This window comes from Flavobacterium ardleyense (genome assembly GCF_042686085.1).
GTDB lineage: Bacteria > Bacteroidota > Bacteroidia > Flavobacteriales > Flavobacteriaceae > Flavobacterium > Flavobacterium ardleyense.
Map to the genome: position 1 here is coordinate 461701 of NZ_JBHUOL010000012.1, position 19225 is coordinate 480925.

Sequence of the window (19225 nt, forward strand, 5' to 3'; positions counted from 1 at the left end):
ATCTTTTTTTAAATTAATTTTATGCAAAGACTAATTGTACTAACATTCCTATCTTTATTTTTGTTTTCTTGCTCAGAGAAAGAAAAAACCTATGAGGAATTAGAAGCAGAGGTTTTGTGCGATGTGTTGCCTCAATTGGCTCATGAAATTGTTATGCCCCGACTGCCACCACCTCCACCTCCAGAAAAAGATTATGAAAAATATAATTATAAAGCTCCTTCGACTGAATATTTTATAAAATTAATTGAAAGTCAAAAAGACTCAATTAAGTTATTAGCTAAAGAGAAACATAAGCTAGATGTTGGTTTAAATTATAATCTATTTTCAATAAACAGTAAAAAGATAAATATCAAGAGCACGTTTGAAGTTGATAGTTTGCCCGCAAGAAGGTTGAAAAATGAAGAGTTAGCGAAATCTACTCTAAAATTTAAATATTTTGAACCTGATTTCGTTAGATTAAAAGGAGAATTTATTAATGATGAAGATATTTCTTCATTAATTTCGACATCAAGAGTATTATTTAATTCATCAATGAGTGAGTCATTATTTGAATTGTATCCTTTTGGATGTATACCGAATAAAATCGTAGTTGTTTCGAAAAAGAAAAACAATAAATGGGTGTAGATAAATTAATTGAAGAATAAAAAACCCTTGAAATATGATATCAATCAGATTTCAAGGGTTTTACTTATTGTATAATTCTTTTGTTTAAGAAGGCTGTTTTAACAACTTTTCTTTTATTTCGTATTTTTTTTGCTCTGCGCAATTCACAACCTGGACTTTTATACTGATATAAATTTTTGCTCGAAAGAATAACGGGAATTTAGCACTTTTTTCGTGAGCCTATAAAACCTTTGGCGACAAATTAAAGTGTCAATCGTAATGATGTCTACATTTCAAAATTTGAATTTCTTCATCCATAAATCTGTAGATTAACCTATGTTCATCATCAATTCTTCTTGACCAAAATCCAGCATATTTATGTTTCAAAGGTTCAGGTTTACCTATTCCTTCAAAAGGAGTTCTTGAAATATCTTTCAGTAGTTCATTTATTTTTTTGACTTTCTTTTTGTCTATTTTCTGCCAGTACAAATAGTCTTCCCAAGATTCATCAACGAATACATATTTCATTTTACTCCTCAATTAAGTCTTTAGAAAATGTATTGCGCTTTTTAAATTTGTCAATTGCTGCATCTAGTCTACTTTCATTAGTTCTATTTGACAATTCATAATTTGTCGCAGTTAATGAATTATATTCTTCAAGTGACATAACTACAATTCCTGAATCTTTACCACGATTAATAATTAAAGTCTCAAAGTTTTTTGATACTCTGTCAAAATAGGATTTGATATCTTTTCTAAAATCCGAAATATTTGTTACTACCATAATTGATGTTCTTTGTACAAATATATGTACAATATTTTGATTTTTTAAAATTTTTAACAAATGATAGCAGTCAGATACTAATATCCCAATTTAGCTCTCACTTTTTTCAAAACGCCATCGGCAACAACACTTGCTTTTGCAGCACCTTCTAATAACAATTTATCAAATTCTTCTAAATTATTAATGTAGTAATTGTATTTTTCTCTAACGGTCGCATATTTCTCTACAATCACTTCAAACAAGGCTTGTTTAGCATGGCCATAACCATAATTTCCGGCTAAATAATTTGCACGCATCGTTTCGGTTTGTGCCGGAGTTGCTAGTAATCTATACAAGGTAAAACAGTTACAAGTATCAGGATTTTTCGGATCTTCAAGCGGAGTGCTATCCGTTTCAATTCCCATAATTTGTTTGCGCAAAGCTTTATCGTCTAAAAATATATTGATAAAATTATTTGCTGATTTACTCATCTTCCCGCCATTTGTACCTGGAACAATCATAATTTCTTCATCAATTTTAGCTTCTGGTAAAACGAATGTTTCTCCCATTTGATGAAAAAATTGTAACGCGTTCTTTCTTTGGGAATATTAATTCAAGTAGAAACTTGGCTTAAATTTTGCTATATCTTTTTTAAATTAATTTTATGCAAAGACTAATTGTACTAACATTCCTTTCTTTATTTTTGTTTTCTTGCACAGAGAAAGAAAAAACCTATGAAGAGTTAGAGGCAGAAGTTTTATGTGACGTGTTGCCAGAAATTTTAGAAAGGGAGATGAAATTTTATGCGGTAAAACTTCCGCCTCCACGACCACCATTAGATTCGACAAAATATAGTTTTAAAAAAATAGATAGTATTCAAAAAGTAGATAGTTTATTTATTGATAAATTTAGTAAAGAGTCTAAAGTTTATTACGAAAATCGAATATCAAAATTAAAAGAGCATAAAAAAACAGAACAAAACGTGTTAGATACCCTACTTTATGTAAAAAGACTTTCGGTTGATAACACAGTCTATCGAAAATTTGATTTAGATTCAAGAAGAGTTGAATTAAAAGAATTTGACAATTCTAATATAAAAGTCAGGCAGGTTTCTTATTCAAATACTTTTGAACAACAAGATAGAAATTCTGGAGACCAAGTACTTTTTCTTACCCGAGTTTTAGTAAATGAAAAGAATGACAGCTCATTTTTTTCAGTATTTAAATTTTTTGGAACCTATCATGTTTTTTGTAAAAAAACAAAAGATAATGAATGGAAAATTAGTAAAGTAATCTCAGATGAGGAAAATAAACTTCGCTTTAATAAAAACCCTTAAAATTTACACGTCTAAACCTTAAGGTTTTTTAATTTTTAATTGTGTTTTAATATCAGTCGGCATTAATATTCGATCTTTAAAAGATATTTTAATATCATATTCGATATTGTATAATTTTAAAATGGCATCTAATTCGTGTTTATCGCCAGTGTTCTTTTTACTATCAAAACGATGTCTATTAAGGGCACCAAAAGCATAACCAAGCATAACCAATGAAATACAAATAAAAATTATTTTTATTGATGAGCCTATCAATATTGGTCTACCACTTGATTTACTTAAAATGTTTGCGATATAATCGTTGAATTTGTAGGTAAAAACAAACATAGCCAGACTCATCAATAAGAAAATTATAAAATAAGAGTATACCCAATTCTTTTCTCTTTTTGTTTTTTCAAAAGCGATGTTAACCTCTGTAATCTTTTTTTCAAGATTTTCATTAAATGAAATCTGATCACACAACACAATAAAATTTGGATTGTTGTTGGTTAAAGTACAAAAAATTCCAATTTCAAGATTTTGTGATTTGTTTTTACACAATTCACAATGTTTGAAGAGTTTTTTTGAGTTTTCATTCATCTGTAAATGAGGTTAATCAATATCCTAACTTCATTCGCACTTTTTTCAAAACGCCATCGGCAACCACACTTGCTTTTGCAGCACCTTCTAATAACAATTTATCAACTTCTTCTAAGTTATTAATGTAGTAATTGTATTTTTCTCTAACGGTCGCATATTTCTCTACAATCACTTCAAACAAGGCCTGTTTAGCATGGCCATAGCCATAATTTCCGGCTACATAATTTGCACGCATTACTTCAGTTTGTTCTGGAGTTGCTAGTAATCTATACAAGGTAAAACAATTACAAGTATCAGGATTTTTTGGATCTTCAAGCGGAGTGCTATCTGTTTCAATTCCCATAATTTGTTTGCGTAATGCTTTATCGTCTAAAAATATATTGATAAAATTATTTGCTGATTTACTCATCTTCCCGCCATTTGTGCCTGGAACAATCATAATTTCTTCATCAATTTTAGCTTCTGGCAAAACGAATGTTTCTCCCATTTGATGATTAAATCGTGCCGCTACATCTCTAGTAATTTCTAAATGTTGCAATTGGTCTTTCCCAACCGGAACGAATTCGGCATCATATAATAAGATATCCGCAGCCATCAGCATGGGATAAGAGAATAATCCTGCATTTACATCGTCTAAACGATCTGATTTGTCTTTGAAAGAATGAGCCAAAGTCAAGCGTTGAAATGGAAAAAAACAACTTAAATACCAAGATAGTTCTGTAGTTTGTGGCACATCAGATTGACGGTAAAAAACTACTCGGCTAGTATCTAGACCGCAAGCCAGCCAAGTGGCAGCAACACTATAAGTATTGTTTCTTAGTTCTGCTCCATTTTTGATTTGCGTAATTGAGTGCAAATCGGCAATGAAAAGAAAAGATTCGTTAGCAGGATTATTCGCCATTTCAATTGCAGGTATAATCGCTCCTAATAAATTACCTAAGTGTGGTGTTCCTGTACTTTGAACGCCGGTTAAGATTTTCGCCATTTTAAATTTATTTTTCACAAAGGTAAATCATAATGTAAAAAGGCGAAAGTAAAAAGAGTCAAGTTTTATTAAATTCATTACTTTTGGAACACTTATAAACAAGCATTGATGAAATTTATAAAATATCCGCTAACTTTTCTCTACCGAATTTGGTTTTATCTTCTGGTTTTGGTTCCCATTATCTTCTTATTTCCGTTTATTTTCGTCTCTATTCTTAGCGAGAAAACGTATCCTTTCTTTTTTAAAATCGCTCGAATATGGGCTAAAATTATTTTAATAGGCATGGGTTTTAATTATTCTATTAAAGGTGATGAGATTTTTGAAGATGGTAAAAGTTATATGTTGGTGGCGAATCACACTTCAATGACTGACATTATGATGATGTTAATTGCTGTGAAAAATCATCCGTTTGTTTTTGTTGGAAAGAAGGAATTGGCCAAAATACCAATTTTCGGATTTATCTACAAGCGAGTTTGTATTCTAGTAGATAGAAGTAATAGTAGAAGTCGTTATCAGGTTTTTGAACGTGCCCAAAGTAGAATCAAGCAAGGATTGAGTATTTGTATTTTTCCTGAAGGCGGTGTTCCCGATGATGAAAGTATTGTGCTCGATGAATTTAAAGATGGTGCTTTTAGAATTGCAATCGAACATCAGTTGCCTATTGTTCCCATTGTGTTTTTTGATAATAAGAAAAGGCTTTCTTACACTTTCTTTAGTGGAAGTCCTGGAAGGATGCGTGCAAAAATTTGTCCGATTATAGAAACTAGGGGCAAAACATTAGAAGATAGAAGTACAATTAGACAACAAGTAAGACAAATTATTTTGACAGAGTTAGAGAACGATTTAAATAAAAAAGTCTAGACGTATCTAGACTTTTTTCAACTTCATTTTTATTAAAAATGAAACAACTTAACAAAAAACTAAGCTTAACCAAAAAAGCTTAAAAACTAAAGCTAATCCCAGAATACAATCCTATAAAGTAAGGTTTGAAATTTCCGGAATCGCCACTAAATGTATTGATTTGATATTTAAACATGGGTTGAAAATTGGCATTAAAATTTCCCCAAAAGTTATATTTAAAACCTAAACCGACGTTACTGCTAAAATGTATGTCATTTAAATTATTGGCTTTTCCTACTTCCATTTGCATTCCATCTGTTACTAAAGAAACAGTATTGACGTTTAAAAATAAAGTACTCATTCCTCCAATTACTTCAATCCCAAATTTCTTATCAATTAATTTACAGGTAAGTTCAAGAGGAACTTCAACATAGCCTATTTCTTGTTTTAAAGCACCAATATTTCTTTGAGAGATATTTTCAACATCACCGCTTAAGGTACTAATTGTGTTTTTTTCCGAAGTGAAAGACACATTTGTAGCGTTTGAATTTCTAGAGATCGTTGGGGTATTATTATCAACAATAGCGCTCAACTTAGTCTGGTAAAGAACATCATTAGTATTGTAACTTAAGTTAATGTTGTTTACTCCTGCGCGCACACTTACTTTTTTATTTAAAGCATAACTACCGCTAACACCGTAACTCAGTGTTGTTGAGAAGTTTTTAGTATTGCTCTCAAATTGCTGGTCTAAAGAAGAACCTTGAGCTAGCGAATTAAAATAAACAGGCGACGCGTTTGTGCTAACCGCCCATTTATTTCTCTTTTCTTTTTCCTCTTCATTTTTCCCTTCCTCTTTTGCTAAAAGCATTTCTTCTAGTGGATTTAGTTCTTTAGCAATTTCTGCCACTAGCGTACTATCTTTATCGCTGATTTTATTTGTCCTAACAATAGATTTTGATCTATTAGTTTCTTTTAAATTAGTCTTTTCTGTATTCGTATATTTTGTTGGTTCGTTTTCCTTCCCAAAAATAATTTCACTTTTACTAGAAGTGTTTTTCTCTTTATACGTTTTAACTATTTCCTTTTGATTATTAACTAAGTTTTTAGTTGCTGAATTCGCTACTTCTTTCTGTACTAAAATATCCTTAGAGGGAATTCTAGTGCTTTTCACAGTATTGCCTTCGGTTGTCGAAACAATATTTTCTTTTGAATAAGGAATATGATTTCGATTTAAATTTTCAGCCTTTTCTAACTCTTTATCTCCATCTTTATTTTCCTTTGACTGGATAACAACATTATTATTTGAATTGATAATAGTGCTAATTTTATCTTGCTTACTTCTTTTTTCAAAATCGATTTTTGAAGCATCGTTTTGAGATTTTTTACTTTTATCATTGTTGGAAACTGCTTCATTCGATTGGATAACAACATTGTTTTTTGAATCTATAACAGTGTTAATTTTATCTTGTTTACTATTTTCTTGCAAATCGACTTTTGCACCACCATTAGCAGATCCTTCACTTTGATCAATGTTTGTAACTGCTTCATTTGCTGTTTGCGAATCATTCGCATTTATTCCATTAGAACTATCACCAGAAACTACAACGGAATTAGTAGGAGTTGCACTATTATTTTCAAATTGATAATTCCAAATCAGAGTTCCAATAATGACTAAAGAAGCCGCGATACCAGAAGCTTGAAGCCAAAAAGGAGATACTCTTTTTTTCTTCTTTTTTTCGTTTAATCTAGAAGCAATATTCTCCCAAGCATCGTGAGGCGGTAAAGCTTCAAAATCTTTAAATTTTTCTTGGAACAAACGTTCTATATTCTTTTGTTCTCTCATTTTGTTTTTAGGATTGAATAATTATTATTCAACTTTATCTTTTCTTTCAAAATTCCTTTAGCTCTGGCTAAATTTGACTTTGAAGTTCCTATGTTGATGTTCAACATTGTTGCAATTTCTTTATGCGAATAATCGTCCATCACATATAAATTAAAAACCAATCGGTAGCGATCCGGTAGTTCTTGAATAATCTTTGTTAAAAATTCCAATGAAACAGATTCATCATCAATTTCTACATGCTCTTCATCTGCGATATTCTCTGAAACAATTTCAAATATATTTTGCTTTCTATATTGTTGCAACGTGTAATTTATCACCACTCTTTTTGCCCAACCTTCAAAAGAACCTTTATGTTTAAACTGGCCTATTTTCTCAAAAATGATCAAAAAACTTTCTTGCAAGTTATCTTGAGCTTCCTCATAATTACGAGAATATTTCAAGCAAACACCAAACAACTTTGGAGCCAACAATCGATAAAGTTGTTCCTGTGCCTTGATATTTTTCTTGGTACAATCATTTATGAGTTGCTCTATGATCAATTTACTTTAGATTAAATAACAGGGATATTGTATTCTAAATAAGTGTTGTTGCCTTCATCATCTGTTCCTGTCCAAAATTTAAAAATATAATTACCTGTGTTTGTCACATGAAAAGTAAAGTTTTGTGTAATTAATACATCAGTCAATTCAGTACAGCCACCACGTTCTTCTTTCATATTTCTAACTGCAAAAGTTCTAGTGTTTAGCTCTTTTTCGTAATAAATACCATAAAGCGAATGACAAGTTGTAGGTCTATAAAATTTCATGGTAATCTGATAAGTTTCTCCAAGTACAAATTCGACTGGAAGATCAGTAACAGATTCTACTGGCAATACAACTATTGAATAAATGTCTTGCTCTGGAGTACAAGAATTAAACAATACAAATACACTCAATAATAAAAATAACTTTTTCATTTTAATATGATTTATAGTTAGTAGATGTTTATTACAACATAAGGTTGCGTTAAATTACAAAAAAAAATCACGCTCAAGGCGTGATTTAATTTTATGCGTTATTTTCTTTAATGGTCTGCTTTATTTTTTGTTCCAGTTCGTCCATTAATTCTGGGTTATCTTTTATCAATGCTTTTACAGCATCTCTACCTTGACCAAGTTTTGTTTCACCATAACTAAACCAAGAACCACTTTTCTTAACAATTTCAAACTCTACGGCTAAATCTAATACTTCACCCACTTTTGAAATTCCTTCACCATACATCACATCAAATTCTGCTGTTCTAAAAGGTGGAGCAACTTTATTTTTTACAATTTTAACCTTAGTTCTGTTTCCTAAAACCATATCACCATCTTTAATTTGTGTCGACTTACGAATATCGATACGAACAGAAGCGTAGAATTTCAAGGCATTTCCTCCAGTAGTTGTTTCTGGACTTCCGAACATAACCCCGATTTTATCACGTAATTGGTTAATGAAAAATACGGTACAATTCGTTTTATGAATCGCTCCAGTTAATTTTCTCAACGCTTGTGACATCAAACGAGCGTGTAATCCCATTTTAGAATCACCCATATCGCCTTCAATTTCACTTTTTGGCGTTAAGGCTGCAACCGAGTCAATTACAACAATATCAACTGCACCCGAACGAATTAAACTTTCGGCAATTTCTAAAGCTTGTTCTCCATTGTCTGGTTGAGAAATAATTAAATTGTCAATATCAATTCCTAATTTCTCCGCATAAAAACGGTCAAAAGCGTGCTCTGCATCAATAAAGGCGGCAATACCACCTAATTTTTGTGCTTCTGCAATGGCGTGTAATGTTAACGTGGTTTTACCTGACGATTCTGGTCCGTAGATTTCTATAACTCTTCCTCTAGGGTAACCATTTACTCCTAAAGCTAAGTCAATACCTAAAGATCCTGATGGAATAGCTTCTACTTCTACAACAGCTTTATCTCCTAATTTCATTACGGTTCCTTTTCCGTAAGTCTTGTCAAGTTTCTCTAATGTTAATTGTAAGGCTTTTAATTTGGCGTCTTTATCTGAACTCATATTTCATATATTTTCCGTAAAAATACGTCTTTTTTTATTGCTTACAAAAATTGTTAATATGTTTTCATTTTACTGCAAAACTTTGATTTTTAAACCATTTTATTACCTTTGCATCGAATTCTTCCACTTAGAATTCAGTAAAGATGCGATTTATCGCTTCTCAATTTCTAACCTTAATCGTTTATAGCATGCAACTGTATAACACCTTAAGCGCAGAAGAAAGAGCTCAATTAATTGATGAAGCCGGACAACAACGACTTACATTATCTTTCTATGCGTATGCCAAAATTCAAGATCCCAAAAAATTTCGCGACGATTTATTTATCGAATGGAACAAACTCGATGCTTTAGGCAGAACGTATGTAGCCAAAGAAGGAATCAACGCACAAATGTCGGTGCCAGCAGAAAATTTAGAAGCTTTTCGCGAAACGTTAGAAGTGTACGATTTTATGAAAAACATTCGCCTGAATGTTGCCGTTGAACACGATGATCATTCGTTTTTAAAATTAACGGTTAAAGTGCGAGATAAAATTGTAGCCGACGGTTTAAATGATGAAACCTTTGATGTGACTAATATCGGAGTGCATTTAAAAGCGAAGGAATTCAACCAAATTTTAGAAGATCCAAATACCATTGTTGTCGATTTTAGAAATCATTACGAAAGTGAAATCGGACATTTCAAAGGAGCTATCACGCCAGACGTGGAGACTTTTAGAGAAAGTTTGCCAATTATCAACGAGCAATTAAAAGATTTCAAAGAAGATAAAAACTTGGTGATGTATTGCACTGGAGGAATTCGTTGCGAAAAAGCTTCGGCGTATTTCAAACATCAAGGATTTAAAAATGTATTTCAGTTGGAAGGCGGCATTATCAATTACGCCAAACAATTAAAAGAAGAAAATATAGAAAGCAAATTCATTGGAAAAAATTTCGTGTTTGACCATCGCTTAGGCGAAAGAATTACGGATGATATAGTTTCCCAATGCCATCAGTGTGGAAAACCTTGTGACAATCATACCAATTGTTTGAATGACGGCTGTCATTTGTTGTTCATTCAATGTGACGAATGTCAGGCTGCAATGGAAAATTGCTGTTCTTCCGAATGTTTAGAAATTACACATTTACCTTTAGACGAACAAGTAAAATTAAGACGTGGAAAGCAAGTTGGAAATAAAGTCTTCCGTAAAGGGAAATCGGAGAATCTGAAATTTAAACATTCAGGAGAATTGTCTGATAAATCTTTGGCTGTAGCCGAAAAAAGTAAAGATATCCGCCAGAAAATAAAAGTCAAGAAAGTTTTAATCGGAAAAGCGGAACATTATTATGTAAAAGCACAAGTTGGGCTTTTCGTAATCGATAACCACGAATTGAAAGTGGGCGATAAAATCATTATTTCGGGACCAACAACTGGAAATCAAGAATTAATTTTAGAAAAAATGTTAGTAAACGGAAGTGAAATTTCGACTGCTACAATTGGTGATAAAGTTACGTTTGAAGTGCCGTTTAGAGTTCGTTTATCGGATAAATTATTTAAAATTATTGAATAATGACAACATCAGGTAAAATTGAATTGATGGCTCCGGCTGGAAATTTCGAATCGATGCAAGCGGCTTTAGATAATGGATGTGATTCTATTTATTTTGGTGTCGAACAATTGAACATGCGCGCTCGTGCAACTGTAAATTTCGTGTTAGACGATTTACCGGAAATAGCACGCCGATGCAACGAAAAAAACGTTAGAACTTATCTAACTTTAAATACAATTATTTACGATCACGATTTATCGGTAGTGAAAACCTTGTTGACAAAAGCGAAAGAAGCCGGAATCACAGCAGTTATCGCTTCTGATCAAGCAGTGATTATGTCGGCCAAAACAATGGGAATTGAAGTGCATATTTCTACCCAGTTAAACGTAACCAACATTGAAACGGTTAAGTTTTATGCTTTGTTTGCCGATACAATTGTACTTTCTCGCGAATTGAGTTTGCGTCAAGTAAAAAAAATTACGGAAGACATCGAGAAAGATCAAATTAAAGGACCAAGTGGTCATTTGGTAGAAATTGAAATCTTTGGTCATGGTGCTTTATGTATGGCAGTTTCCGGAAAATGCTATTTGAGTTTACATTCGCATAATTCTTCAGCAAATCGTGGTGCTTGTAAACAAAATTGTCGTAAAAAATATACGGTTATCGATCAAGAAAGTGGTTTTGAAATTGAAATCGACAACGAATACATGATGTCTCCAAAAGATTTATGTACGTTAGATTTTCTAGATCAAGTCATCGATTCGGGAATTAAAGTATTGAAAATTGAAGGCCGAGGTCGTGCTGCAGATTATGTGGCAACAGTAATTAAAACTTATCGTGAAGCAATTGATTCGCATTACGAAGGAACATTTACAAAAGAAAAGATTACTGTTTGGATGGAAGCTTTGGCAACCGTTTACAACCGTGGCTTTTGGTCGGGTTATTATTTAGGACAAAAATTAGGCGAATGGTCAGACAATCCAGGATCAAATGCAACCCAAAAGAAAGTATATGTTGGAAAAGGAATGCATTATTTTCCAAAAGCAAATATTGCCGAATTCAAAATTGAAGCATACGACATTAAAAAAGGAGATAAAATTTTAATTACGGGTCCAAGCACTGGAGCACAAGAATTAATTTTGGAAGATTTCTTCGTGAATGATTTGGCTTCCGAAAAAGCAACCAAAGGCGATAGTTGTACTTTTAAAGTTCCGTTTAGAATTCGACTTTCGGACAAAATGTATAAAATAGTCGAAAACTAATGGTCATTATTACGCTTCAAAGAGAAAAATGTATTGGGTGCAATTATTGTGTTGAAATGGCTCCGGCACAATTTCAAATGTCAAAAAAAGATGGAAAATCGGTCTTACTAAAATCAGTGAACGCAAAAGGCTTTCACACGTTGAAATCGGCAGATCATACTATTGTTGAAAATTGTGAATTAGCGGTAAAAGCATGTCCAGTTCATATTATTACCATAAAAGAAACATAAATTACTGTTTTATAATACTATATAGTAACCTATTCCGTTTTACAATGGAGTAGGTTTTTTTATTTTTGGAAAGTTTCGAAAAATTCAATTTGAAAATTTCCATAAAAAATCAATATCTTTACGCTCAAAAGCGTTTTGAAACGTCGTCCGAAATGGACATTCACTATATATATATATTAAATTATGGCATGTACAAGTTGTTCAACCGCTGATGGTGGCGCACCAAAGGGTTGTAAAAATAATGGGACTTGCGGCACCGATGGCTGCAACAAACTTACTGTTTTTGATTGGCTTTCAAATATGACTTTACCAGGTGGTCAAGCACCATTTGATGCAGTAGAAATCAGATTCAAAAACGGAAGAAAAGAATTTTTTAGAAATACCGAAAAGCTAACGCTATCCATTGGTGACATTGTTGCTACGGAAGCTTCGCCAGGACACGATATTGGAATTATCACTTTGACAGGAGAATTGGTTAAAATTCAAATGAAAAAGAAAAATGAAAATCCAACAAAAGAATTACCAAAAATATATCGAAAAGCTTCTCAAAAAGATATCGATATTTGGACGGATGCTCGAAATAAAGAAGAGCCAATTAGAATGCGCGCTAGAGAAATCGCAATTAAATTGAAATTAGAAATGAAAATTTCCGATGTTGAATTTCAAGGCGATGGTTCTAAATCTACGTTCTATTATACAGCAAATGACCGTGTGGATTTTCGTTTATTAATTAAAGAATTTGCACAGGAGTTTAAGATCAGAATTGAGATGAAACAGGTTGGTTTCCGTCAGGAAGCAGCTCGTTTAGGAGGAATTGGTTCTTGCGGAAGAGAATTGTGTTGTTCTACTTGGTTAACTGATTTTAGGAGTGTAAATACTTCGGCGGCTCGTTACCAACAATTGTCGTTAAATCCACAAAAATTAGCGGGACAATGCGGTAAATTGAAATGTTGTTTAAATTATGAATTAGATACTTATTTAGATGCATTGAAAGATATGCCGGATATGGAAACTAAGTTATATACTGAAAAAGGCGACGCTTATTGTCAGAAAATTGATATTTTCAAAGAAATCATGTGGTTTTCTTATGCTAATGCACCAGCCAATTGGTTGGTTTTACCTGTTGAAAAGGTGAAAGAGATTTTGGCAATCAATAAGAAAAAAGAGCGTGTTGCTAATTTGGAAGATTATGTGGTTGAAAATACGCAAGAAATTGAGAAAAAATTCGAAAATGTAGTGGGACAAGATAGTTTAACTCGTTTTGATCAACCTAAAAAGAAACCAAACAATAGAAATAAAAAGAAAAAACCTACACCTACAAAAAATGCACCTAAAAAAGACTAATATTCTTGGGTTAGCAATATTGGCTGTTTTTTTCTTTTCTTGTGATAAAACGAGAGTGTTCGACGAATATAAAAAACTCGATGGAACGTGGAAGAAAGCAGATACATTGCACTTTACATTTGAACAAAATGACACCATTAATCCCTATCATTTATTCTTAAATGTTAGAAATAATAATGATTATCCTTTCAGTAATATGTATGTAATTGTATCGCTGAAAGAACCGGGGGAAAAAGCGACTACTAAAGTGGATACGCTAGAATACCTGATGGCAAATCCTGATGGTTCTTTGCTTGGCGAAGGGTTTTCTGACGTCAAAGAAAGTAAATTATGGTATTTGGAAAATTTTAAATTCAATAGAGCAGGAAAATATAATGTTGAGGTGGTTCAGGCAGTTAGAGAAACCGGAGACATTGAAGGTGTGGAGGATTTAAGAGGGATTACTGAATTAGGTCTAAGAATAGAAAAAACAAAATAATATGGCTACTAAGAATACAAGTACAAATGATTTCTCAAGATATAAAAGACTGTTTTGGCAGCTTTTTTTGTATGGCTTTTTAGGAATTATTTTATTGTTTTTATTTGCTTCGTGGGGATTTTTCGGTAAGATGCCTTCGTTTGACGACTTAGAAAATCCAGATTCTAATGTAGCCACGGAAATCATATCTTCTGACGGACTAGTGATTGGAAAATTTTACAAAGAAAATAGAACTCCAGTTAAATTTGAGGAACTTCCAGAACATTTAGTAAAAGCACTAGTAGCAACAGAAGACGAGCGTTTTTATGATCATTCGGGTATTGATGCGAAAGGAACTTTAAGAGCTGTTGTAAGATTAGGTAAAGATGGAGGAGCGAGTACCTTAACACAGCAGTTAGCAAAAAACTTATTCCACGGAAGTGACGGATCTAAATTCATACTTTTTAGAGTTGTTCAAAAAGTGAAAGAATGGATTATTGCGATACGTTTAGAAAGACAATATACTAAACAAGAAATTATTGCTTTATATTTAAATCAGGTTGATTTCGTAAATGGTGCAGTTGGAATTCGTTCGGCAGCAAAGATTTACATGAATAAAGAACCAAAGGATTTAACTTTAGAGGAAGGCGCTTTGTTTGTAGGGATGTTAAAAAATCCGTCCTTATATAATCCAAATAGAAAGAGAAGAGAGCAATTGGTTTTAGACCGAAGAAACACGGTTTTATTACAAATGGCTAAAAACGACGTAATTACCGAAGCGCAAAGAGAAGAGTTGCGAAAATTACCTGTAAAATTAGATTTCAGACCAGAAAGTCACTCAGAAGGAAGTGCTACGTATTTTAGAGAATACCTTAGAGATCATATGAAAAAATGGGTGAAAGACCATTTAAAACCAGACGGAACTGAGTATGATTTATACCGCGATGGTTTAAAAATTTATACTACTATCGATTCAAAAATGCAGCAATATGCAGAAGAAGCGGTTAATGAGCATTTAAAAGGACTTCAAAAAGAGTTTTTTAATGCAGCAAAAGGAAAGAAAAATGCTCCTTTTGTGGATATTACCGAAGAACAAACGGAACAGATCATCATGCAAGCCATGAAAAACTCCGAGCGTTGGAGAACGATGGATCAGAATGGTAAAACGAAAGACGAAATCATTAAATCTTTCGCTGAGAAGGCAAAAATGAAAATTTTCACTTATGTTGGAGAAAGAGATACTATAATGACTCCAAGAGATTCCATTATATATTACAAGCACATGTTGCAAACGGGTATGATGGCAATGGAACCAAGAACAGGTCATGTCAAAGCATGGGTTGGTGGTGTGAATTACAAATATTTCCAATATGATCACGTGGGACAAGGCGCAAGACAAGTAGGTTCTACTTTTAAACCTTTTGTTTATGCAACAGCAATTGAACAATTGGGAATGTCTCCTTGTGATTCTATTATTGATAGTTATTTCACTATGCCAAAAGGAAAGTGGGGTATTGATAAAGCATGGTCTCCGCGAAACTCGGACGGAAACTATAGAGGGACAATTACTTTACAAAAAGCATTGGCCAATTCTGTAAATACAATTTCAGCTAAATTAATTGATCGTGTAGGGCCACAAGCTGTTGCAGATTTAGCAAAGGAGTTAGGGGTAACGTCAAATATTCCGATTCAGCCTTCTATAGCATTAGGAGCGGTGGAAATTACGGTGGAGGAAATGGTTGGTGCAATGAGTACGTTTGCTAACCAAGGAATTTATATAAAACCAACATTTATCATAAAAATTGAAGATAAAAATGGCGTTGTTATTGATCAGCCTATCCCTTATCAGAAAGATGTTATGAATAAGGACGTGGCTTATGCTGTTATTAAGTTGATGGAAGGTGTTACACAATCTGGAACAGGATCTCGATTAAATTGGGGTGGAGCAGGATTTAAGAATTATGATTACAGATTTGGAAATCCAATTGCAGGAAAAACAGGAACATCACAAAACAACTCGGATGGATGGTTTATTGGGATGGTTCCCGATTTAGCAACCGGTATTTGGGTTGGAAACGAAGACAGAGCAGCACATTTTAGAAGAACAGCTTTAGGACAAGGTGCAACAATGGCATTGCCTATCTGGGGGATTTTTATGAGCAAATGCTACAAGGATACAGATTTGAACATATCCAAAGATCCTTTTGAACGACCTGATAAAATCTCGATAAAAGTAGATTGCTGGACAGCTCCAAAAGCGAGTGATTCAACGGCAGTTCCAACAGACGAGCCTGATTTAGGTGAATTTGGACTATAACAACTAACTAAAAAATATATGATTTCAAGAAAAGTAAATTCTGTTAAAGAAGCCTTGCAAGGTATTGAAGACGGCATGACAATTATGTTAGGCGGTTTTGGACTTTGTGGAATTCCAGAAAATAGTATTGCCGAATTGGTAAATAAAAATGTAACCAATCTAACTTGTATTTCAAACAATGCAGGAGTTGATGATTTCGGATTGGGATTGTTATTGCAAAAGCGTCAAATAAAAAAAATGATCTCTTCTTATGTAGGAGAAAATGCAGAATTTGAACGTCAAATGTTATCTGGTGAATTAGATGTGGAATTAACACCACAAGGAACTTTAGCAGAAAAATGTAGAGCTGCACAAGCCGGAATCCCCGCTTTTTTTACGCCTGCTGGTTACGGAACAGAAGTAGCCGAAGGTAAAGAAACGCGCGAATTTGACGAAAAAATGCACGTAATGGAATTGGCTTATAAAGCTGATTTTTCTATAGTAAAAGCATGGAAAGGCGACGAAGCTGGAAATTTAATTTTCAAAGGAACTGCTAGAAATTTTAATGCACCAATGGCTGGAGCGGCAAGAATCACTATTGCTGAGGTGGAAGAATTAGTCCCAGCAGGAACTTTGAATCCAAATGAAATTCATATTCCAGGAATTATGGTAAACCGTATTTTCCAAGGAGAGAAATTTGAAAAAAGAATTGAACAAAGAACCGTAAGACAAAGAAGTTAATCATGGCATTAGATAAAAATCAAATCGCGAAAAGAATAGCACAAGAAGTTAAAAACGGTTACTATGTAAATTTAGGAATCGGAATCCCAACTTTAGTTGCAAACTATGTTAGAACCGATATTTCTGTTGAATTTCAATCGGAAAATGGAGTTTTAGGAATGGGTCCATTTCCTTTTGAAGGAGAAGAAGATGCCGATATCATTAACGCAGGAAAACAAACGATTACCACATTAGCAGGAGCAAGTTTCTTTGATTCTGCTTTTAGTTTTGGAATGATTCGCGCTCAAAAAGTAGATTTAACTATTTTAGGTGCAATGGAAGTTTCTGAAAATGGCGATATTGCGAACTGGAAAATTCCAGGGAAAATGGTAAAAGGAATGGGAGGAGCAATGGATTTAGTAGCTTCTGCAGAAAACATTATTGTTGCGATGATGCACGTTAACAAAGCAGGTGAATCAAAAATACTTAAGAAATGCAGCTTACCGTTAACAGGTGTTGGTTGTGTGAAAAAAGTAGTTACGGAATTAGCTGTTTTAGAGGTTACACCAAAGGGATTCAAATTAGTGGAAAGAGCTCCAGGTGTTTCAGTTGAGGATATTATTAAAGCAACAGAAGCAACATTAATCATTGAAGGAGATATTCCAGAGATGAAAATAGAATAGTTTTTAATAAAATCAACTTTACCGTTTTAGTAAAAATAAATAAGCTCCAAAGTTTTAAATTTTGGAGCTTATTATTTTTCTATATTCTTTCAAATTTTTACAAATTCTGAAAAAAATCATTTCCTTTATCATCCGTAATAATGAATGCTGGGAAATCTTTCACTTCGATTTTTCGAACGGCTTCCATTCCTAGTTCTGGAAAATCAAGTACTTCTACCGATATTATGTTTTCTTTCGCTAAAATCGCAGCTGGTCCACCAATGGAACCTAGGTAAAATCCACCGTGTGTTTTACAAGCGTCTGTTACTTCTTGGGTTCTATTTCCTTTGGCTAACATAATCATACTTCCGCCGGTAGCTTGGAATTCATTTACATAAACATCCATTCTTCCTGCAGTAGTAGGGCCAAAACTTCCTGACGGCATTCCTTCTGGAGTTTTTGCTGGACCCGCATAATAAACTGGATGATTTTTGAAATATTCTGGCATTGGTTGACCTGAATCTAACAATTCTTTAATTTTTGCATGTGCAATATCACGAGCAACAATCAATGTTCCGTTTAGTTTTAAGCGGGTTTTGATTGGGTATTTTGACAATTCAGCTAAAATTTCAACCATCGGCTTGTTCAAATCCACGTTAACTGCAGGTTCTAAATGAGGTGCCGTTTCTGGTAAAAATTGTGCTGGATTCGTTTCCAATTGCTCTAAGAAAATCCCGTCTTTCGTAATTTTTCCTTTGATATTTCTATCGGCTGAGCAAGAAACGCCCATCCCAACAGGACATGATGCAGCGTGACGCGGTAATCGAATTACACGAACATCATGCGTTAAATATTTTCCTCCAAATTGTGCTCCAATTTGACTTTCTTGACATATTTTTTGAACTCTTGCTTCCCATTCGATATCGCGAAAAGCCTGACCAGCCATGTTTCCTGTGGTTGGAAGGTGGTCAAAATATCCTGCTGATGCTTTTTTAACAGCTGCTAAATTGGCTTCCGCCGAAGTGCCTCCAATTACTAAAGCCAAATGGTAAGGCGGACAAGCAGCAGTTCCTAAATCCATAATGCGCTCACGAACAAATTGGTCTAATGCCTTCTCGTTTAATAGGGATTTTGTTTTTTGATATAGGAATGTTTTATTGGCTGAACCACCACCTTTTGTTAAAAACAGGAATTCATAAGAAGCTCCTTTTTTTGCATAAATATCAATTTGTGCCGGAAGATTTGAACCTGAATTCTTTTCTTCAAACATCGAAATCGGAACAATTTGCGAATAACGAAGGTTCTTATTTTGATACGTATTGAAAATTCCTTTAGACAACCATTCACCATCTTCAACACCGGTATAAACGTTTTCGCCTTTTTTTCCTACAACAATTGCAGTTCCTGTATCTTGGCATGAAGGCAATTCTCCTTGCACCGCAACAGCAGCATTTTGCAATAAATTATAGGCTACGAAACGATCATTGTCTGTAGCTTCTGGATCTTCAATAATATTTCTCAGTTTTTGCAAATGAGCCGAACGCAACATAAAAGAAACATCGTTCATAGCTTCTTGTGCTAATAACTCGAGTCCCTTCGGGTCAACCGTTAAGATTTCTCTATTTCCTAATTTCTCTACTTTTACGTAATCTGAAGTTAATTTTTTGTAGTTTGTATCGTCTTTTAAAATGGGATACGGGTCTTGATATAAAAAATCCATTTTTTGTG

20 protein-coding genes and 1 pseudogene are annotated in these 19225 nt (G+C 33.5%); 11 read left to right on the plus strand and 10 right to left on the minus strand.

Features of this window, described 5'->3' with window-relative positions; translation table 11 throughout:
* Nucleotides 1-21 precede the first annotated feature (21 nt).
* A complete protein-coding gene (locus ACFSX9_RS07770; RefSeq protein WP_379806350.1) occupies nt 22-624 on the plus strand; it encodes a hypothetical protein in 603 nt (200 codons plus the stop codon).
* A 249-nt stretch (nt 625-873) separates the two neighbouring features.
* Here the strand turns inward: ACFSX9_RS07770 and ACFSX9_RS07775 are convergent, their stop codons facing one another.
* From ACFSX9_RS07775 to ACFSX9_RS07785, 3 genes and pseudogenes are all read right to left on the minus strand, one after another.
* The gene (locus tag ACFSX9_RS07775; protein ID WP_379806352.1) at nt 874-1131 is read right to left on the minus strand and encodes a Txe/YoeB family addiction module toxin; all 258 of its coding nucleotides are present in this window, start codon (nt 1129-1131) and stop codon (nt 874-876) included.
* A gap of 1 nt (nt 1132) precedes the next feature.
* The gene (locus ACFSX9_RS07780; RefSeq protein WP_379806354.1) at nt 1133-1387 is read right to left on the minus strand and encodes a type II toxin-antitoxin system Phd/YefM family antitoxin; all 255 of its coding nucleotides are present in this window, start codon (nt 1385-1387) and stop codon (nt 1133-1135) included.
* A 77-nt stretch (nt 1388-1464) separates the two neighbouring features.
* A pseudogene (locus ACFSX9_RS07785) lies at nt 1465-1965 on the minus strand (tryptophan--tRNA ligase); the annotation flags it as partial.
* 65 nt (nt 1966-2030) lie between these two features.
* Between ACFSX9_RS07785 and ACFSX9_RS07790 the strand changes: the two are divergent.
* Nucleotides 2031-2702, plus strand: coding sequence for a hypothetical protein (locus tag ACFSX9_RS07790; RefSeq protein ID WP_379806356.1), 672 nt, complete (start codon nt 2031-2033; stop codon nt 2700-2702).
* Between the two features lie 18 nt (nt 2703-2720).
* Here ACFSX9_RS07790 and ACFSX9_RS07795 read toward each other — a convergent pair whose 3' ends face one another.
* Both ACFSX9_RS07795 and trpS read right to left on the minus strand, forming a co-directional pair.
* On the minus strand, nt 2721-3281 hold the full coding sequence (locus ACFSX9_RS07795; RefSeq protein WP_379806358.1) for a hypothetical protein: 561 nt from the start codon (nt 3279-3281) through the stop codon (nt 2721-2723).
* Nucleotides 3282-3297: 16 nt separating this feature from the next.
* The gene (gene trpS / locus ACFSX9_RS07800; RefSeq protein WP_379806360.1) at nt 3298-4266 is read right to left on the minus strand and encodes a tryptophan--tRNA ligase; all 969 of its coding nucleotides are present in this window, start codon (nt 4264-4266) and stop codon (nt 3298-3300) included.
* Between the two features lie 108 nt (nt 4267-4374).
* On the opposite strand from trpS, the gene ACFSX9_RS07805 reads away from it, so the two are divergent.
* A complete protein-coding gene (locus ACFSX9_RS07805) occupies nt 4375-5127 on the plus strand; it encodes a lysophospholipid acyltransferase family protein (protein WP_379806362.1) in 753 nt (250 codons plus the stop codon).
* Nucleotides 5128-5206: 79 nt separating this feature from the next.
* On the opposite strand, the gene ACFSX9_RS07810 is transcribed toward ACFSX9_RS07805, so the two are convergent.
* From ACFSX9_RS07810 to recA, 4 genes are all read right to left on the minus strand, one after another.
* On the minus strand, nt 5207-6949 hold the full coding sequence (locus ACFSX9_RS07810) for a hypothetical protein (RefSeq protein ID WP_379806364.1): 1743 nt from the start codon (nt 6947-6949) through the stop codon (nt 5207-5209).
* On the minus strand, nt 6946-7488 hold the full coding sequence (locus tag ACFSX9_RS07815; RefSeq protein ID WP_379806366.1) for an RNA polymerase sigma factor: 543 nt from the start codon (nt 7486-7488) through the stop codon (nt 6946-6948). Before ACFSX9_RS07815 ends, ACFSX9_RS07810 begins: the two co-directional genes overlap by 4 nt.
* An 11-nt stretch (nt 7489-7499) precedes the next feature.
* On the minus strand, nt 7500-7904 hold the full coding sequence (locus tag ACFSX9_RS07820) for a hypothetical protein (protein WP_379806368.1): 405 nt from the start codon (nt 7902-7904) through the stop codon (nt 7500-7502).
* Nucleotides 7905-7995: 91 nt separating this feature from the next.
* The gene (recA, locus tag ACFSX9_RS07825) at nt 7996-9000 is read right to left on the minus strand and encodes a recombinase RecA (RefSeq protein WP_379806370.1); all 1005 of its coding nucleotides are present in this window, start codon (nt 8998-9000) and stop codon (nt 7996-7998) included.
* 188 nt (nt 9001-9188) lie between these two features.
* On the opposite strand from recA, the gene trhO reads away from it, so the two are divergent.
* The 8 genes from trhO (at nt 9189) to ACFSX9_RS07865 (ending at nt 17518) form a co-directional block, all read left to right on the plus strand.
* Nucleotides 9189-10547: an oxygen-dependent tRNA uridine(34) hydroxylase TrhO gene (gene trhO, locus ACFSX9_RS07830; protein ID WP_379807057.1), complete on the plus strand. Its 1359-nt coding sequence runs from the start codon at nt 9189-9191 to the stop codon at nt 10545-10547.
* The gene (locus ACFSX9_RS07835) at nt 10547-11788 is read left to right on the plus strand and encodes a peptidase U32 family protein (protein ID WP_379806372.1); all 1242 of its coding nucleotides are present in this window, start codon (nt 10547-10549) and stop codon (nt 11786-11788) included. The genes trhO and ACFSX9_RS07835 overlap by 1 nt, the downstream gene beginning before the upstream one ends.
* On the plus strand, nt 11788-12018 hold the full coding sequence (locus ACFSX9_RS07840; RefSeq protein ID WP_379806374.1) for a ferredoxin: 231 nt from the start codon (nt 11788-11790) through the stop codon (nt 12016-12018). The genes ACFSX9_RS07835 and ACFSX9_RS07840 overlap by 1 nt, the downstream gene beginning before the upstream one ends.
* A 183-nt stretch (nt 12019-12201) precedes the next feature.
* On the plus strand, nt 12202-13362 hold the full coding sequence (locus tag ACFSX9_RS07845) for a PSP1 domain-containing protein (RefSeq protein WP_379806376.1): 1161 nt from the start codon (nt 12202-12204) through the stop codon (nt 13360-13362).
* A complete protein-coding gene (locus ACFSX9_RS07850) occupies nt 13343-13840 on the plus strand; it encodes a gliding motility lipoprotein GldH (RefSeq protein WP_379806378.1) in 498 nt (165 codons plus the stop codon). Before ACFSX9_RS07845 ends, ACFSX9_RS07850 begins: the two co-directional genes overlap by 20 nt.
* 1 nt (nt 13841) lies before the next feature.
* Nucleotides 13842-16136, plus strand: a complete 2295-nt coding sequence (locus ACFSX9_RS07855) for a transglycosylase domain-containing protein (RefSeq protein ID WP_379806380.1) — start codon at nt 13842-13844, stop codon at nt 16134-16136.
* An 18-nt stretch (nt 16137-16154) separates the two neighbouring features.
* Nucleotides 16155-16856 (plus strand): CoA transferase subunit A, encoded by a 702-nt coding sequence (locus ACFSX9_RS07860; RefSeq protein ID WP_379806382.1) that lies wholly within the window; start codon nt 16155-16157, stop codon nt 16854-16856.
* Between the two features lie 2 nt (nt 16857-16858).
* Complete coding sequence (locus tag ACFSX9_RS07865; RefSeq protein ID WP_379806384.1) at nt 16859-17518, plus strand: CoA transferase subunit B; 660 nt, start codon at nt 16859-16861, stop codon at nt 17516-17518.
* A 97-nt stretch (nt 17519-17615) separates the two neighbouring features.
* On the opposite strand, the gene ACFSX9_RS07870 is transcribed toward ACFSX9_RS07865, so the two are convergent.
* The gene (locus tag ACFSX9_RS07870) at nt 17616-19217 is read right to left on the minus strand and encodes a fumarate hydratase (RefSeq protein ID WP_379806386.1); all 1602 of its coding nucleotides are present in this window, start codon (nt 19215-19217) and stop codon (nt 17616-17618) included.
* Nucleotides 19218-19225: the final 8 nt, after the last annotated feature.

Bases quoted from the DNA above. Each gene is read 5' to 3' on its own strand.
- ACFSX9_RS07795 (WP_379806358.1), bottom strand. From the start codon at position 3,281: ATGAATGAAAACTCAAAAAAACTCTTCAAACATTGTGAATTGTGTAAA.
- ACFSX9_RS07775 (WP_379806352.1), bottom strand. From the start codon at position 1,131: ATGAAATATGTATTCGTTGATGAATCTTGGGAAGACTATTTGTACTGG.
- ACFSX9_RS07860 (WP_379806382.1), top strand. From the start codon at position 16,155: ATGATTTCAAGAAAAGTAAATTCTGTTAAAGAAGCCTTGCAAGGTATT.
- ACFSX9_RS07865 (WP_379806384.1), top strand. From the start codon at position 16,859: ATGGCATTAGATAAAAATCAAATCGCGAAAAGAATAGCACAAGAAGTT.
- ACFSX9_RS07850 (WP_379806378.1), top strand. From the start codon at position 13,343: ATGCACCTAAAAAAGACTAATATTCTTGGGTTAGCAATATTGGCTGTT.
- ACFSX9_RS07845 (WP_379806376.1), top strand. From the start codon at position 12,202: ATGGCATGTACAAGTTGTTCAACCGCTGATGGTGGCGCACCAAAGGGT.
- ACFSX9_RS07770 (WP_379806350.1), top strand. From the start codon at position 22: ATGCAAAGACTAATTGTACTAACATTCCTATCTTTATTTTTGTTTTCT.
- ACFSX9_RS07870 (WP_379806386.1), bottom strand. From the start codon at position 19,217: ATGGATTTTTTATATCAAGACCCGTATCCCATTTTAAAAGACGATACA.
- ACFSX9_RS07805 (WP_379806362.1), top strand. From the start codon at position 4,375: ATGAAATTTATAAAATATCCGCTAACTTTTCTCTACCGAATTTGGTTT.
- ACFSX9_RS07780 (WP_379806354.1), bottom strand. From the start codon at position 1,387: ATGGTAGTAACAAATATTTCGGATTTTAGAAAAGATATCAAATCCTAT.
- trhO (WP_379807057.1), top strand. From the start codon at position 9,189: ATGCAACTGTATAACACCTTAAGCGCAGAAGAAAGAGCTCAATTAATT.
- ACFSX9_RS07855 (WP_379806380.1), top strand. From the start codon at position 13,842: ATGGCTACTAAGAATACAAGTACAAATGATTTCTCAAGATATAAAAGA.
- recA (WP_379806370.1), bottom strand. From the start codon at position 9,000: ATGAGTTCAGATAAAGACGCCAAATTAAAAGCCTTACAATTAACATTA.
- ACFSX9_RS07820 (WP_379806368.1), bottom strand. From the start codon at position 7,904: ATGAAAAAGTTATTTTTATTATTGAGTGTATTTGTATTGTTTAATTCT.
- ACFSX9_RS07790 (WP_379806356.1), top strand. From the start codon at position 2,031: ATGCAAAGACTAATTGTACTAACATTCCTTTCTTTATTTTTGTTTTCT.
- ACFSX9_RS07810 (WP_379806364.1), bottom strand. From the start codon at position 6,949: ATGAGAGAACAAAAGAATATAGAACGTTTGTTCCAAGAAAAATTTAAA.
- ACFSX9_RS07840 (WP_379806374.1), top strand. From the start codon at position 11,788: ATGGTCATTATTACGCTTCAAAGAGAAAAATGTATTGGGTGCAATTAT.
- trpS (WP_379806360.1), bottom strand. From the start codon at position 4,266: ATGGCGAAAATCTTAACCGGCGTTCAAAGTACAGGAACACCACACTTA.
- ACFSX9_RS07835 (WP_379806372.1), top strand. From the start codon at position 10,547: ATGACAACATCAGGTAAAATTGAATTGATGGCTCCGGCTGGAAATTTC.